6 protein-coding genes and 1 tRNA gene are annotated in these 14,123 nt (G+C 59.4%); 4 read left to right on the forward strand and 3 right to left on the reverse strand.

The annotated features are described in order from the left end of the window. Positions 1-43: 43 nt before the first annotated feature. Positions 44-4,405 carry a choice-of-anchor G family protein gene (locus QBL02_RS03560; protein WP_282724979.1) on the reverse strand — a complete coding sequence of 1,454 codons (4,362 nt, stop codon included), beginning with the start codon at positions 4,403-4,405 and terminating at the stop codon, positions 44-46. 425 nt (positions 4,406-4,830) lie between these two features. Here QBL02_RS03560 and QBL02_RS03565 point away from each other — a divergent pair, with 425 nt between their 5' ends. Together QBL02_RS03565 and QBL02_RS03570 are read left to right on the forward strand one after the other, a co-directional pair. Then, positions 4,831-7,377 (forward strand): helix-turn-helix transcriptional regulator, encoded by a 2,547-nt coding sequence (locus QBL02_RS03565; RefSeq protein ID WP_282724980.1) that lies wholly within the window; start codon positions 4,831-4,833, stop codon positions 7,375-7,377. 76 nt (positions 7,378-7,453) lie between these two features. Next, positions 7,454-8,755 carry a TRAM domain-containing protein gene (locus tag QBL02_RS03570; RefSeq protein WP_282724981.1) on the forward strand — a complete coding sequence of 434 codons (1,302 nt, stop codon included), beginning with the start codon at positions 7,454-7,456 and terminating at the stop codon, positions 8,753-8,755. 89 nt (positions 8,756-8,844) lie between these two features. Here QBL02_RS03570 and QBL02_RS03575 read toward each other — a convergent pair whose 3' ends face one another. Further along, a complete protein-coding gene (locus tag QBL02_RS03575; RefSeq protein WP_282725277.1) occupies positions 8,845-9,324 on the reverse strand; it encodes a hypothetical protein in 480 nt (159 codons plus the stop codon). A gap of 66 nt (positions 9,325-9,390) precedes the next feature. Between QBL02_RS03575 and QBL02_RS03580 the strand changes: the two genes are divergently transcribed. Continuing rightward, positions 9,391-9,462: transfer RNA gene (locus tag QBL02_RS03580), tRNA-Thr, on the forward strand. A gap of 325 nt (positions 9,463-9,787) precedes the next feature. Here the strand turns inward: QBL02_RS03580 and QBL02_RS03585 are convergent. Continuing rightward, a complete protein-coding gene (locus QBL02_RS03585; RefSeq protein WP_282724982.1) occupies positions 9,788-11,767 on the reverse strand; it encodes a putative Ig domain-containing protein in 1,980 nt (659 codons plus the stop codon). A 451-nt stretch (positions 11,768-12,218) separates the two neighbouring features. On the opposite strand from QBL02_RS03585, the gene QBL02_RS03590 reads away from it, so the two are divergent. Further along, a complete protein-coding gene (locus tag QBL02_RS03590) occupies positions 12,219-13,922 on the forward strand; it encodes a sigma-70 family RNA polymerase sigma factor (protein WP_282724983.1) in 1,704 nt (567 codons plus the stop codon). Positions 13,923-14,123: the final 201 nt, after the last annotated feature.

The following is a 14,123-nucleotide window of genomic DNA, read 5'->3' on the forward strand; positions in this document are numbered from 1 at the left end:
TTTTCACTCCCGGCCGCATCTCACGATCTAGCTAGCTACAGCCTTACTGCTGAGCCGCCTTGCGACGCTGACTAGCAACAACAGCGAGGCCACCGATCAGCAGTAGCACAAGTGCCGCCACCGCGATACCAGTTGCCTGAGCAGCGCCAGTGTTCACCAGCTTCTGCCCGCCGCTAGCGTTTGCCGCGCCCTGCGAAGCCGCCTGCGAGGCAGCGCTTGCCTTCACCGTTGCATTCGCAGATGCCTGCGTTGTTGCATCAGCGTTCGCCGTCACATCGGCACCCGCGCGGGCGGTTGCCGAAGCAGTCGCCGACGCACTTGCTGCTGCGTCAGCCGTCGAGTCGGCGTTTGCCGCCTGACGGGCCGAAGCCTCAGCCGCCGAAGCAGCATTCGCGTTAGCCTCAGCCTCTGCTCGAGCATCGGCACTGGCGTTGGCGCTTGCCGAGTGATCGGCACTCGCCTGAGCTGCAGTTGTTGCCGAAGCGTTCGCCTGCGCCGAGGTGTCAGCAGAAGCAGTCGCCGAGGCGGTCACCGCAACGTTCGCACGAGCCGCGGTTTCGGCAGCTGCCTGAGCTGCCGCTTCGGCGTTCGCCGTCGCCTGCGCCGAAGCGCTTGCGGTTGCGGTCGTCGAAGCGTTCGCCAGAGCCGAGGTCTCGGCCGCAGCCTGAGCTGCCGCATTCGCATTGCTGTCGGCCTGAGCCGAAGCAGACGCCGAAGCCGACGCGTTCACATCAGCGGCGGCCTGAGCCGAAGCCGTTGTAGACGCATTGGTCTGCGCTGCCGCCGCCGAAGACGCGTCAGCATCAACGTTCGCGGCCGCAGTGCTTGATGCGTCCTGCACGGCGTTAGCATCTGCCGTCGAAGTTGCCGCTGCAAGAGCTTGCGAGCCGGCGTTCTGCGAAGCATTTGCCGAAGCATCTGCCTGCACGTTGGCACGAGCAGCAGCCTGAGCCGCAGCTTCGGAGTTAGCGGTAGCTGCGGCACTCGCGTCACTATCGGTGAGCGAGTAGGCAGCGGCCTGAGCCGCAGCCTGAGCTGCTGGGTTGCTGTGACTATCAGCGTCTGCCGAGGCAGATGCCGAAGCCGAAGCGTTGGCATTTGCACGAACATTCGCTGCTGCGTCCTGCGAAGCATCAGCTGATGCACCGGTGGAGCCACTCGAATCGGCTGTCGCCGAGTTCATTGCCGCCGCGCGAGCAGCTGACGCCGAATCGAAATCAGCCGAATTGTCGCCACTGGCATCGGAGTCTGCATTCTGATCAGCAGAAGCAGTCGCTGCCGCCGAAGCGGTCGCTGCTGCTTGCGAAGTCGATGCCGCCGAAGCCTGGGCTGCCGAGTTTGCACTCGTGGTCACGTCAGCGGAAGCCGCAGCCGATGCATCTGCATCGACAGCGGTGTAAGCCGCAGCGTCCGCTGCCGCGCTTGCATCGCTGTTCGCAGCAGCCGAAGCGTCGCTATCTGCCGCCGCGTAAGCAGCAGCTCGCGCCGCAGCCTGAGCTGCTGCCTGCTGGTCGCCATTTGCGTTCGCTGAAGCCGAAGCCGAAGCCGAAGCATTTGCATTTGCGCGCACATCGGCAGTGGCATCCTGCGAAGCATCGGACGAGGCATTCGCCTCACTACTTGCTGCCGAGTTTGCTGAGGCCTGCGATGCCGCACGAGCATCGACCGTGCCAGCAACCGAACCCGCAGCCGAGGCATTCGCGTCTGCACCTGAGGTGCTGTCTGCGCTTGCCTGAGCTGAGGCCTGAGCCGAAGCGTTTGTGGCCGTGGTCGCAGTTGCAGATGCGTTCGTCGAAGCGTTAGCTTCTACGCTCGCCCTTGCCGCCGCACGAGCCGCGGCTTCTGCATTGGGATCTGCCGCTGCGTCTGCTGCGGTTGAGTTGTCGGCCATTGCTGCAGCCTCAGCTGCGGCCTGTGCCGCAACTTCGTTATTGCCGTTGGCCTGAGCCGATGCGGCCGCCGATGCCGAAGCATTGGAGTTTGCCGCTGGGTCTGGCTGACTGTCAACAACGGTTGAACCTGTCGCTGTGCGACCGCTGTCGTTACCGGTTGCCGAGAAGTTCAGCGTCGTGCCGTCTGCGAGGGCAGCCGAAGCAACACAGGTCACGGTGAAGGCACCTGAACCATCAGCAACTACCGGTGTGCCGGAGGCTACCGCGCAGCTTGCCGGCAGGGTCAGGGTTGCTGCTTCACCTGGCGCAAAGTTGCCGCCGGTGATGGTGACAGTGCCTCCCGGTTCGACCGGATTCGGTGATGCGGTTAGCGTTGCAACCGCTCGCGAAATTGCTGCGGTGGTGGTCGCAGTGCGACCGCTATCACCGGTGGCAACAAAGGTCGCTGTGCCCGGGGCCATTGTCGCTGGCACTGTCCAGGTGTAGCTAATGTTGCCGCTGGTATCAGCGTTCACAGTTGCTGTGGTGCCGTCTGGCAGTGTGATGGTCACGTTTTCGCCAGGTACAAAGCCGGTGCCGGTGATCGTGCTGGTACCGCCCTGTACTGCGTCACTCGCAGCCAGTGTTGGCTCAATGACTTCGGTGGTTGCGGTATCGCTTCGACCTTCACCGTCGGTTGCAGTGAAGGTGACAGTACCGAACGCCTGAGAGGCAGGTACGGTCCACGTTTGAGCGAAGGCCCCGTTGGTGTCGGCAGTGGTTGCGAGCGCTGGATCATCAGTACCGTTCACTGCAATCGTGATTGGTGAATCCGCGGTGAAGGTCGCGCCGGTCAGGGTCACCACGTCTCCGCGCACTACCTGTGCGGGGGTGGCGGTGAGCGAGGCCGCAGGATCCTCGGCCATTACCGTTGACGAAGCAACTTCAACGCCAACCGCAGCGCTACCAAGCACGCCAGGCAACACGCGAACGGCGAGCGCACGCACGGTGTAGCTGTCCGGGCCAAGATCACCCGTTGTCTGCTCGTTGATCGTGACAGTCGCAAGCGCGTTCAGTACCTGCTTGAGCAGCGAACCGTTGTTGCCAAGCAGTCCATCCAGCAGCGGGTTCAATACGCTCAGCAGGGTTGGTGTGACATTGCTGACCGCGGTGTTGATGATCGGGCTGATTACCTGACCAACAGCACTGGTGAGGTCGGTCACCAGGGTGCTCAGCAGGCCGAGCAGAGGGTTGAGCAATCCACCGAGCACTCCGCTGCCGGTCAGTTCGAACTTCACCGGGGTGTAGCCGCTCTGCCCGAGCAAACCACCGAGTGTGGCTGGCTGCAGGTTGGTGTCGAGGAGTGACGCGCTTACACCAGCGAGTGGAATAGTAAGCAGGTTTGCGTCAATTGCGAGGTCGAGACCGATCTCGAGACTGTACAGGCCTTCCTGCACGATTCGAGTCGCATTCGCGGTCAGCGAGTTTGGGTAGGTGGCAGGTGAACCGGTAAGTGCGTTCAGCAAACCACTCGCGATTGCTTCAACGGTTTCCGCTTCAAGCAGATCAGTATTCGCTGGCAGGCTGTTGAGGGTGAGGCCTTCGTACTTGCCGCCTGGGCCGATCAGCAGCTGCTCAAGGTTTGCTCGAACAACGCCGTTCTCAAGGTCAACCTCGATCGAGGCCGGTGTCGTTGCAGTTGCGTTATTGATGGTTGTCGAGAGCAGTTCGCTTCGTACCGAGCCGACGAGTCCGGTGGTGTTGATCTCAAAACGATCCATCTGCGAGGTCAGTCCACCGACCAATGGCAGGTTGAGATTCACCGCATTGACAAGACCGCTCACGGTTTGTGTCAGCGCACCACTTGGCCCGACGAGTGCGTCGATTGAGGTACCAGCGGTGCCGACGATGTCGTCTACAGCTCCGGTGACGGTACCGAGGATCGGCGCGCTCAATTCAGCATTGAGGTCGGCGATCGCGTAGGAACGATCAACCACGCCATCGGTTTTTTCGGCACGTGAGCTGAGCACGCCGAGCTCAATCTTTGCGCCATCCAACAGCTGATCTGTCAGGCCAGTGATGTTGAGCTGGCTGAAAAGGTGGGTGAGATCGAGCGACGCTGGCTCGTATCCGGGACTGTTACGAACGAGGTCAAGGTTAATTGCGCCCTGATCGTTTACTGCACCCGAGGCGCTAATCGACGAGGTCTCAGATGGCGAGATTGCGTAACTTTGCACTAGGCCGATGTTGCTACCGAGGTCGAGTAGTCCGGGGGCTGTGCCGTCGGTGAGCAGCGGCAGGGTGAGGTTGCCGAGGTTCAGGTCGACGAGTCCGTTCAGAAGCGCCGCATTGAGCATCTCGCTTTCGGGGCTTGTGCCATTTGAGAACTCGGTCTGCGCGAGTCCTGCGCCTGCAACGTCGAGGCCGAGGCCTGGCACGTAGAGGAAATGTGAGTGCGCTGCCGAAACCTCGTTCGGGTCGAGCGTCTGCTCATCGGCGTTCGAGGCCGCGACGCCGGTGGCGACTCCTGCCATCGTGAGCGCCAACGCAGTTGTGAAGGCTATGGGCCGAGAGGCCCGCCTCCATCTCTGCTGTAGGTCTTTGCGTTTCAAGGCGTTCCCCCAAAAGTTGGTGTGTCTTGTCTGATCAAAAAGGGTCAGTAAACCGCCGAAGACACATAGCGGTTTGCAGTGAGCGTAAGACAGCAAGGCCCGATCTGACGATGCGCGTAGGTATCACCGAGCAACGCGCAACATGGGCCTGAGACAAAATTGCAAAATACTGAGTTTTATTCGTTTAGCCCCGAAAAGATGCCATTTCATAGGTATAGGTATTTGGCAAGCCCCTTGGCGATCATTGACATGAGGCTAAAATCATCCTCAAGTCAATAGCTACCGCGCTGAACAGGGTCTCTGTTCGGTTCGGAACGCCAGGCAAACATGGGGGGAGGGAGTTTGGCGTGCCACGTGATGAACTGCTTGATCAGCTGACGCTCGAGTTAGCTCAAACCGACGCCGTCCTCGTGATTGGTCCACGACAGAGCGGCAAAAAACACGCCCTCGACGCCTTCGCAGCACGACTGGACGAAAGCCAGTCTCAACACTGCGTTATCGCACACAACGACCCAAAAGCTCTCGACCTGGTACGCGCCGCGCGGCCAGGTCAAATTTTGCTCTTCAACAATCTCGAACTCGCCGATGCAGAAATGTTGCGAGCTCTCGCAGACCAAGTAGCGGCCGGAGTAAAAGTTGTTGGTACCCTCGGCACCGACGAAGACACCCGCACCTACGATGAAGTGATTCGCGACCTAAGCACCTCAGCGCATCCGGCCGCGAGCGCCCTCGCGCAAACTCAAAACCTCCGCCTCAGTCCGCTCTCTCAAGAACAGGCCGAACGGCTCGCCCACAGCAAACAGCTGGTGCCACTCGATTCGGTCACCATCGGAGCAATCGCGCAACTGTCATGGGGCAGACCGGGTTGGCTCATCGATCTGCTCAAATTGGCCGCCTCCGGAAAGGTGCTGGCCGATCCGCTACCCCAAATCAAGGGCGTCAATTCAAGCGACATGCACCTGCCTGCGCTGAGCTTCGCCTCGCGGGCCGCCAAAACCCATCTTGAACAAGAGAGCATTGCAGCAGCCATTGTGCTTTCGAAACTCGATGCGAGAACCCTAGACGGGGCCACCCATCTTGTCGGAAATGAACACGTACTTGCCCTGCGCAATGCCGGGATTCTAGTCACCAACTCAGCCAACTCTGGGCTGTACGGGGTCCCGGAAATCTACGCGGCTGCGCTTGAGCCGCATGTCGACCTAGCCCTGCTCGGTCGCACCGCCTCTGCATCAGCGAGCGTGCTCCTGATGCAAGAGTCAATTGGAATCGCGATCTCCATGCGCGAGTCCGTATTTTGCGCTTGGGCCTACGAGCCGCAAACGATTGCCACTGAGACAATCGATCATTCTCACCAACGCACGAATCAGGTTCACTCAAGAATCGCCACCCAAACAGCTTCAGTGCTCCTGCTATTCGGTCGCACAGAATCTCGCGACCTCATGTTGCGGGCAAGCGCCGCAACCAGCTTCTCCGACATCAATAGAGTTCGTGCCGCAACAATTTTCCGTGGGCCAATCGAAGGCCTACGGACCTTCCGCTCAGTACTCGAAGAGACGGCAGCAGAGCAAAACTCCGAAGCACTCGGCGCAGCGCGCACACCAGAGGCGCAACTATCGCTCGACTTTTTACATCAGCAACTCATTGCGGCGCATGACGGCACCACCACACAAACCGGGCCGCTCAACCTGGGTTCGATGCAATCAACCCAAAAACACCAGCAACCGGGCGACAACAATACGATCAATGCGAAGCGAGTGTTCGCTCGGCTCAACGATGCGCTGCCACTCGGCGAAGACGCGCCCGCGATATTTGAGGCAGCCTGCTCGCACCCCGTATTTGAAGTGGCGCTGCTTGCCGAACAGCTCTTCGCACTCGACCAATTGCGACTCGGCGTGCAACCCTCACCCCACTTCACACAAGCGGGCTCAGCTGGACGTATTGCTGGAGCCAAACACACCACCTCACGGTTCCATCGCATCTCAGGTCTCGCGGTGTCTGGCACCGACGAGTTGCATGACCTATTGGCGACTGCAGCAGTGACCGAGGCCATTATTTCCCTGCTCACCGCAGAACACACTTCGGCTGTTGAAGAGTTGCAGCACACGGTCGCTCGACTCCCCGGGGCTCTGCTGCATTCGATCTGGGCACGGCACTTCACGGCGGCAGTCACCGCTATTGCCGCCGGCGATACCCCGCGAGCCGTACTTGAGTGGCAATTGCTCAGCAAAGCGCTGCCCTACTTTTTGCCGCAGCGCGTGCGCACCCTCGTTTCAGAAATCGGCGAAGAACTCAGCGAGAAAGGCAATGGCGGACACTCCGAGAGTCGCCACTTCATGCTCGACTACGTACTTGGAGACTTCGACGCCATCAGGCTGCCCAAGCACTCAAATCTCGCCCGGGCAAAAGGGGCACCCCCCTCCAGTCCGCTACCGATCTACCGCCTCATCTCTGCACATCTCAGCGCGCGAGAAGCGCAGAACCCAGTAGCGCTGCAACGCATCGCCCAGGTGCTCCAAGCGCAACACTTGTGGGCACCAGCCGCCTACGCACTGCTCAATGCACGCGCCATTTTTCTGCGACGCCGGGCGACCGGCAGCGTGACCTACTGCAATGGGCTCATCGAGTCGCTCAACGAACAGGCTCGACGCTACGCGCCATGGTTCACTGCAGAAGCGCTCGAACCGCCGCGAACAGTTCGACTCACCAGACGTGAAACATCAGTCACCCAGTTGTGCGCCGAAGGCCTCAGCAATAGGCAGATCGCCGAACGGCTTGAAGTGAGCATCCGCACGGTTGAATCGCACCTCGCCTCTGCTCGCGCCAAGCTCGGCGCAGGCAGACGCGCACAGCTCGCGGAGCGGTTCCAAGAACTCGTCAAGCTCACAGCCACGTAATCTCTTCAGTGGCTCGCCCATTCGCGGGCCATTCGCACGTGTCAAGCGCACAGCAGACGGTGCGAGAATAGGTCACATGACTAACACTCCTGCGCTGCAAGTTGGCGACATAGTTGAACTCGATGTGACCGGAATCGCCCACGGCGGCGTCTGCGTCGCACGTCACGAAGGCCGCGTGGTCTTTGTGTCTGACACCATTCCAGGCGAGCGCGTGCGCGCCCGCGTCACCGAAGCCCGCAAGAAGTCGTTCGCTCGCGCCGCGACCCTTGAAGTTCTCGAAGCATCAGCGGATCGACGCCCGCACGTGTGGCCAGAGGCCGCGCTTGACCGCGATCCAGACGAGCGCGCAGGCGGCGCAGAATTCGGCCACATCACTCTAGAACGCCAGCGTGCACTCAAAGCAGAGGTACTGGTTGATGCGCTCAGCCGTTTCGGCGGCCTCGAAGCAGACACCATCGCCAGCATCTCGGGCGGCTCGCTCGAAGTTGAGGCCGCACCCGGCGACGACGAGGAAAACGGTCTCGGCTGGCGCACCCGTGTTCGCCTGCACATCGACCCAGAATCAGGTGTCGTCGGCCCATATGCCGCACGCAGCCGCACGGTGATCCCTGTCGAATCGCTGCCGCTGGCAAGCGAGGGTATTGGCTTTATTGCGCCACTTGATGACCTAATGCCAGACCTCGAAGCAGTAGACCTCATCGCGCCAAGTGCCGATGACCCACGCATGCTTGTCTCGTACCCCGGTGAGCGCACTCGCGCCGGCGAAAAGGACACCATTCAGGAGTCGGTCGGCGGACGCGAGTTTTTGGTGCGCGCCGGAGGGTTCTGGCAGGTTCATCGCGAAGCGCCAAACACGCTGTTCGAAGCCGTGCGCGATGCGATCCTCGAACTGATTGATGCCGGCCGCTTCGACGCTGGCGCAACGAACCTTGACCTCTACGGCGGTGCCGGACTTCTCGCCGCAGCGATGGCAGAAGCTGCCGGCCCGACGCTCAAGGTCACCACGGTTGAGGCCGATGCGGGCGCAACCGACGACGCCGCCGAGAACCTCTCCGAGCTGGTCGGAGCGCTCGCTCTCACCTCACGGGTCGACCGCTACCTGGCCGATCTGTTGAAGGCGCCGGCCCCCGTGCGCGAGCGTTTGCGTCGCGCAACGGTGGTGCTCGATCCACCGCGTTCGGGTGCTGGTGGCGAAGTTTGTGCTCAGCTCGGCGAATTGCGCCCGGCGAACCTCGTCTACGTGGCGTGCGACCCGGTTGCCCTTGCGCGGGATACCAAAACCCTCGGCGAACTTGGCTACAAGATCAGTTCATTGCGCGCATTCGACCTGTTCCCGCACACGCACCACCTAGAGGCGCTTGCGGTATTCACCCGCTAAATTCGTACTAGCAAATACAAAAAGAACCCGCTGCTTTGGCCGTCTGGCCCGGCAGCGGGTTCTTTTTTTGCGCAAATTTCGCAGCGCGTCTACTTCAGCGGGTGATTCACCATGATCACCTCGGCGTCGCCAAGCAGATCGTCTTCACTGGGGCGAGGATCGCGACCAGCCATAATCGCGAAAATCAGTGCGGCGATAATGCCCGAGAAAGCGATGATTCCGAACGGATTACACAGGGCGATCGACATTCCGAGCGAATCTTCGCCAGCCAGCAAGCTCATCACCGAAACGAGCTCGCCATGCACGCTATCGGGCACCGTGAAGCCAAAGCCGATGGCGCAAAGCCAAGCGACAACCGTAGCGACATAAAACTGACGACCGACAGGGCGGCCTCGATCAGCCGCGACACGCGCACGGCGTAGCGACCAGATTTGCAACACAATAAATGGAACTGTGATCAGTGGAACAAACCAAATAGTGAGTTCTCCCCCGATCCCGAAGGCCCAACGACCAGCCCCCATCCAAACGGCCAAAAAAATTCCGACGACACCAAGCACTCGATTTCGCATAGTCACATAGATGATGTTAGTCTTGTGAGGTTGCCGCGGCACAGTTTGACTGAGTAGCGGCAGCGCGCCCCGATAGCTCAGTGGTAGAGCACTTCCATGGTAAGGAAGGGGTCGCCAGTTCAATCCTGGCTCGGGGCTCTGAATTTCTGGCTCGCACTTGTGCGGGCCATTTTGCTGAGTAGCTCAGCAGCTTAGAGCGTACGAACCATAATCACGAGGCCGCGCTCCGCTCATCCAACACATTCACTCCCTGCGTATCATCGCCAGGGGACTTTTGCCGTCTGAGGCACGCTCACTCGGACACGAACTAGCGGCAAGGACTTGCAGCCTCAACGGCCGAGATCTCTCCTTTTGTCGTCGACGTGCAGCGGGCACCAGGCGGCTGTTCAGCAAAAAGATTGACCCCCCATCCAGAGAAGCACACGCTTCCTGGCTGGGAGGTCAATCACGAAGATCAATGAAACTACAGGTTCACGGTCTGCGCAGGGTTACTCTTTCGACGCTTGCGACCTGCATTGAAACTCCAGGCCCCGACAGCAAGTGCCAGGAGCACCGCACCGGACAAAAGGGCCGGTAGTAGCGTTTCAGATCCTGTAACGGGAAGACCCGCGACGCCATCCGAGCTTGCATTGGTATCCGGCACCGCTGGGACGGCAGGCCGCTTAGCGATATTGATTTGGTACTCGATGTCTGTAGTTCCGCCGGGCCCGGTCACCGTCAGAGTGAAATCCGAGGTGCCTGACTCGGTCGGTGTGCCTTCGAGCGTACAAGTGTTTTCGTTCAGCATGAGGCCAGCGGGGAGCTTGCCGGCAGTGACCTCGCAAGTGTAAGGACCATTTCCAGGCTGCACTGGCACTGGCCATTCGTACCGCTCATCAACCCAGCCATCTGGTGTTTGCCCGACCTCAATCGTCGGAGCTGCGGCGTAACGGAATCCATTCGAGATGACTGTTCGCGTGGATTCAGGTGCAGTCGCGCCGTTTGAAAATGCATAGTCAAGGGCCACATCCACAACTCCCGCTGCGTGTGGCGGGGTGACAGCAGTGGCTGCCCCTTCGACACCCGGAGTCACATCGCTCGCTTGCAGAGCATCAAACGTCACAGCGACCGGAGTGAGTCTCGCAGCGAGCTTGGGAGTCAATGAATCTGTCTGGGTACTATTGCCAAGTTGGCCGCGAGGATTTCGACCCCAACTGTAGACATAACCTTCAGACGTAAGAACATAGACACCCTCACGAGTAGCAACGAGGTCAACGACTGTCTTTCCTGCCAGTTCGCCGTTCATATCTGTCAACGTTGGTTCGAGGCGCTGCTCGGTAGTTCCGTCGCCAATTTCACCTGACGAGTTTCTTCCCCAAGCCACGATCTTGCCGGAAGCAGTTAATGCATAGCCGGTGTATCCGGTTGCAGCGAATCGCACTACTGTCTCTCCAACCAATGCCCCGGATTGCACAACTGGTGTTGGAATGGTCGAGCCGTCAACGCTGCCAAGTCCGGTAGCACCGGTATTGGTTTCTCCCCAACTCACAAGCTGGCCGGTTTCGAGTAATGCAAACATGAATTGAGCGTTGCCGCCAATCTCGACCACACGCTGCCCCGCAAGTGCTCCGGGATCACCGATTCGGGTGAGTACAGGCGTCGTCTGGAGCGAACCGCCGGGATTGTTGTAGTGAGAGAGATTGCCCCAGCCGAAGACTTGCCCACTTTCTGTGAGCAGATATGCGCCGGTGTTGTTCGCAGCGACCTGTATTGGTCGCTCTCCATTGAGCGGACTCAGATCAACAAGTACCGGAGAATCCATTCTCAAAGTCTCTGCGGTGGGGAGAATCTCAGGCGCGCCAAGTGCGCTGTAGCGGTTGTCACCCCACGCAGCCACCTTGCCTGATTCCGTGAGTGCATATCCGTTGAGTTGGCTTACAGCGACCTGCGTAACGTGTTCGCCGGCAAGAACTCCGGTCATGTCAAGCGCGAGTGGCGTGCGAGTAGTCGAAGTTGACCCGGTTCCCAATGAACCCATGTAGTTCTCACCCCAGAGAAACACCTCACCTGTCTTCGTCGTGACAAATGTCGCACCCGCGTGACTTGCGCTGATTGAAGAAATCTCTTGCCCGGAAAGAACGCCATTCATGTTTACGGGGATAGGGTTCACCTGAAACGCCGCGTTCCCGACTCCGAGCTGGCCACCGTCGTTCATGCCCCAGCTGTAGAGTCGACCATCGATGCCTAACCCGGTAAAGGCGTCTCGCGATCCACCGATCATGGTGAACTGCTGGGCGATTGGCAAGGCTTCAAGCGACACGCTAGTTCCGCCAGTTTCGGGGCCAACTTGAGGCGTAATCTGTGGGGCTGCAGATGCTGCTGCGGCGGCGGGGGCCACCAGTCCCACCGCCAGTAGGGCGGCGACAGCCCCAACTGACAGAAAATTCCTATGTGGACGACTCACAAAATGCTCCTAAATGGCTATTACCTGCTCGCTTCAGAAAGCAGGTGAGTTGGTTTTCCCGAGGCAAACTCAAGCCAAGAAACGCCCGCCATTCTCTTGGCTGGCGCGACCTCGGCAGGCCTCTAATAGATAGGTGCGACCTGGGCCGTGGAGGTGACACGATGTTACCATTCTGTGACAATCGGTGAGATGGCCCGCCACTCTGTTCATTTGAAACGGTCGATATTTGGGGGAATCCCTGGGGAGGGAGACCGACCGTTGCGGGCGGGCCATCCAGGAAGAGGACACTTCGGAGGGGGAGTCCAACGGGCCTCTTCTCTCATTAGGTGTGACCAGGTTCGCGAAAGTGACAAGCTGTTGCGAATTTCTTCGCGATAACCCAAGAATTGATGAACGTGCGCGCCTCTGCTCGGTCGGATCGATATCCTCAAGTTGGTGAACAGGGGAGAAAATGAGCGAGAGCGAAAGAGACGAAGGAACAGAGCCATCGGATGCTTCGCTCCTGCGAGACGCTAAGGCAGGAGATGCAACCGCTTTTTCGAGGTTGTGGCACAGACATAGCGGCGCAGCAACATCGTCTGTTCGCGCGCTCGCCCGCGGAGACGTGGACGATGTAGTTGCTGAAGCTTTCACTGCGATATGGGAGCAACTACAGCGAGGCGTGGGTCCGGACTCGCAGTTTCGCCCATATCTGGTCACCGTGGCCAAGAACATCGCGGCTTCAAACCATCGGCACCGCCAGAGAGTATTCACCAATTTTGAGTTCCCAGAAGAGGGGCTTCCTAGCGCAGCGGCGAGTGTTGACTCGCGCTTTGAGAACGAGTCCATCATCGAGGCATTCCAACGCCTCCCTGAACAGTGGCAGCGAATACTGTGGCTCTCCACGGTCGAAGGCCTGCCAAGGGCAGAGGTTTCTGAGGCACTAGGGCTCACCCCAAACACTGTTTCAGTGACTGTGCGCCGAGCAAAAGAAGGTCTTCGTCTTGCCTGGCTGCGTACTCATATTCCAGCGGCAGGATTGGGTTGCGGCACTGAGTTCCCGTCTTTGTTGCCTGAATATGTTCGTGAGAGCACTCCAGCCTCGCGGATTGATGCGGTCCGAGCGCATCTTGCCACCTGCAGCTCGTGCGCGCAAACATGCGATGTGTTGAAGATCGAAAACCAAAAGCTGGAGTCCCGCACGATCAGCACCCGCCTCCGCGGAACCGCCGCAGCAGTTCTCGCTCTTGCCAGCGCCGGCGGCATTCTTCGCGCGTCCGATGACGGTGATGCCACCGAGGAAGCGCGCGCAGCCCTAGCGCCAAAGAGCGAGGGCCCGCTGGCAGCTAACCCGCGCCGTCGTGTTCTCGCAGGTGCGGCAGCAGTTCTGGCGCTCGGAATACTTGCTTCTAGTCCCTTCGCGTATGGGTGGCTCTCGCTTGGAACAAATGATGGAACCATCCCCGAAACACAAGTAGAAGTGAAGACAGACCACGAGGGAAGTGGAGCTCAAAAAGAGGGCAGAGCAACAGACGACTCAGCTGGACATGGCTCAGACGACGATGGTCAATCACACATTAATCGAGGCGGCGATGCCACTAACTCGGATGAGGGTGAGAAGAAACCTGGTGAGCATCCATCCAGAACTCCGCACGGCCAGCCCTTAGCGCTATCCGTTCGCTCAGAGGCAACCAATGTTGACACTCTCCCGCCCCACCTTACTGGAACTGCGCAGCCAGGAACGCTTGTGAAAATCATTGCAAATAGCGACGCGCATTCCGTGCAAGTCGGCGACGGCGGTGAGTGGGCATTTGATCTCGCAGCGTTCCCATTCAGCTCTGGCGTTCATTCAGTAACGGTTCGTTCTGGCACTGGAGCGTCTACAGTATCGCGGCAGCTGAGCTTCACAGTTGAAGTCCCTGAGGTGGCGCGGATAAACGAAGCATCTGCCAAACAACCTGATGCTTTTCACATCAGAGTAACTGGCCAGCCTGGCGCTGACATCTGTTGGAACACCCCCACGGGAAGCTTGAACAGGCTAACTCTTGATGCTCAAGGCCATGCACGTACCGCGACAATGACCGGCTGGAGCGACCAGTACGTCAATGTTTCCTACTGCGAACGTGAGCGTTACGGTCCGAGCACCCGCATTTGGACAATTACTGGGATCCAGTAGCAAAACTTCCCGACGCATCTTTGCAGCCTCACCACGCGCTCCTTGGTATCGATCGTGTACCTGTCCGACAAAGTGCCCGCGGTTCGAAGGAGTGAATCATGACAGAAGGAATCAGGGTACGAATCGGGAATGATCTGCGAAACATTCGCGCTGTTCCATAACCAGGGCAGAGAACGGCACTTTGCTGCTCATCGCTACGCC

The sequence above is a fragment of the Leucobacter sp. UT-8R-CII-1-4 genome, assembly GCF_030010235.1.
Classification (GTDB): Bacteria; Actinomycetota; Actinomycetes; order Actinomycetales; family Microbacteriaceae; genus Leucobacter.

Coding starts and splice junctions, on each gene's coding strand:
- QBL02_RS03575 (WP_282725277.1), bottom strand. CDS start 9,324: ATGCGAAATCGAGTGCTTGGTGTCGTCGGAATTTTTTTGGCCGTTTGG.
- QBL02_RS03570 (WP_282724981.1), top strand. CDS start 7,454: ATGACTAACACTCCTGCGCTGCAAGTTGGCGACATAGTTGAACTCGAT.
- QBL02_RS03560 (WP_282724979.1), bottom strand. CDS start 4,405: ATGGCAGGAGTCGCCACCGGCGTCGCGGCCTCGAACGCCGATGAGCAG.
- QBL02_RS03590 (WP_282724983.1), top strand. CDS start 12,219: ATGAGCGAGAGCGAAAGAGACGAAGGAACAGAGCCATCGGATGCTTCG.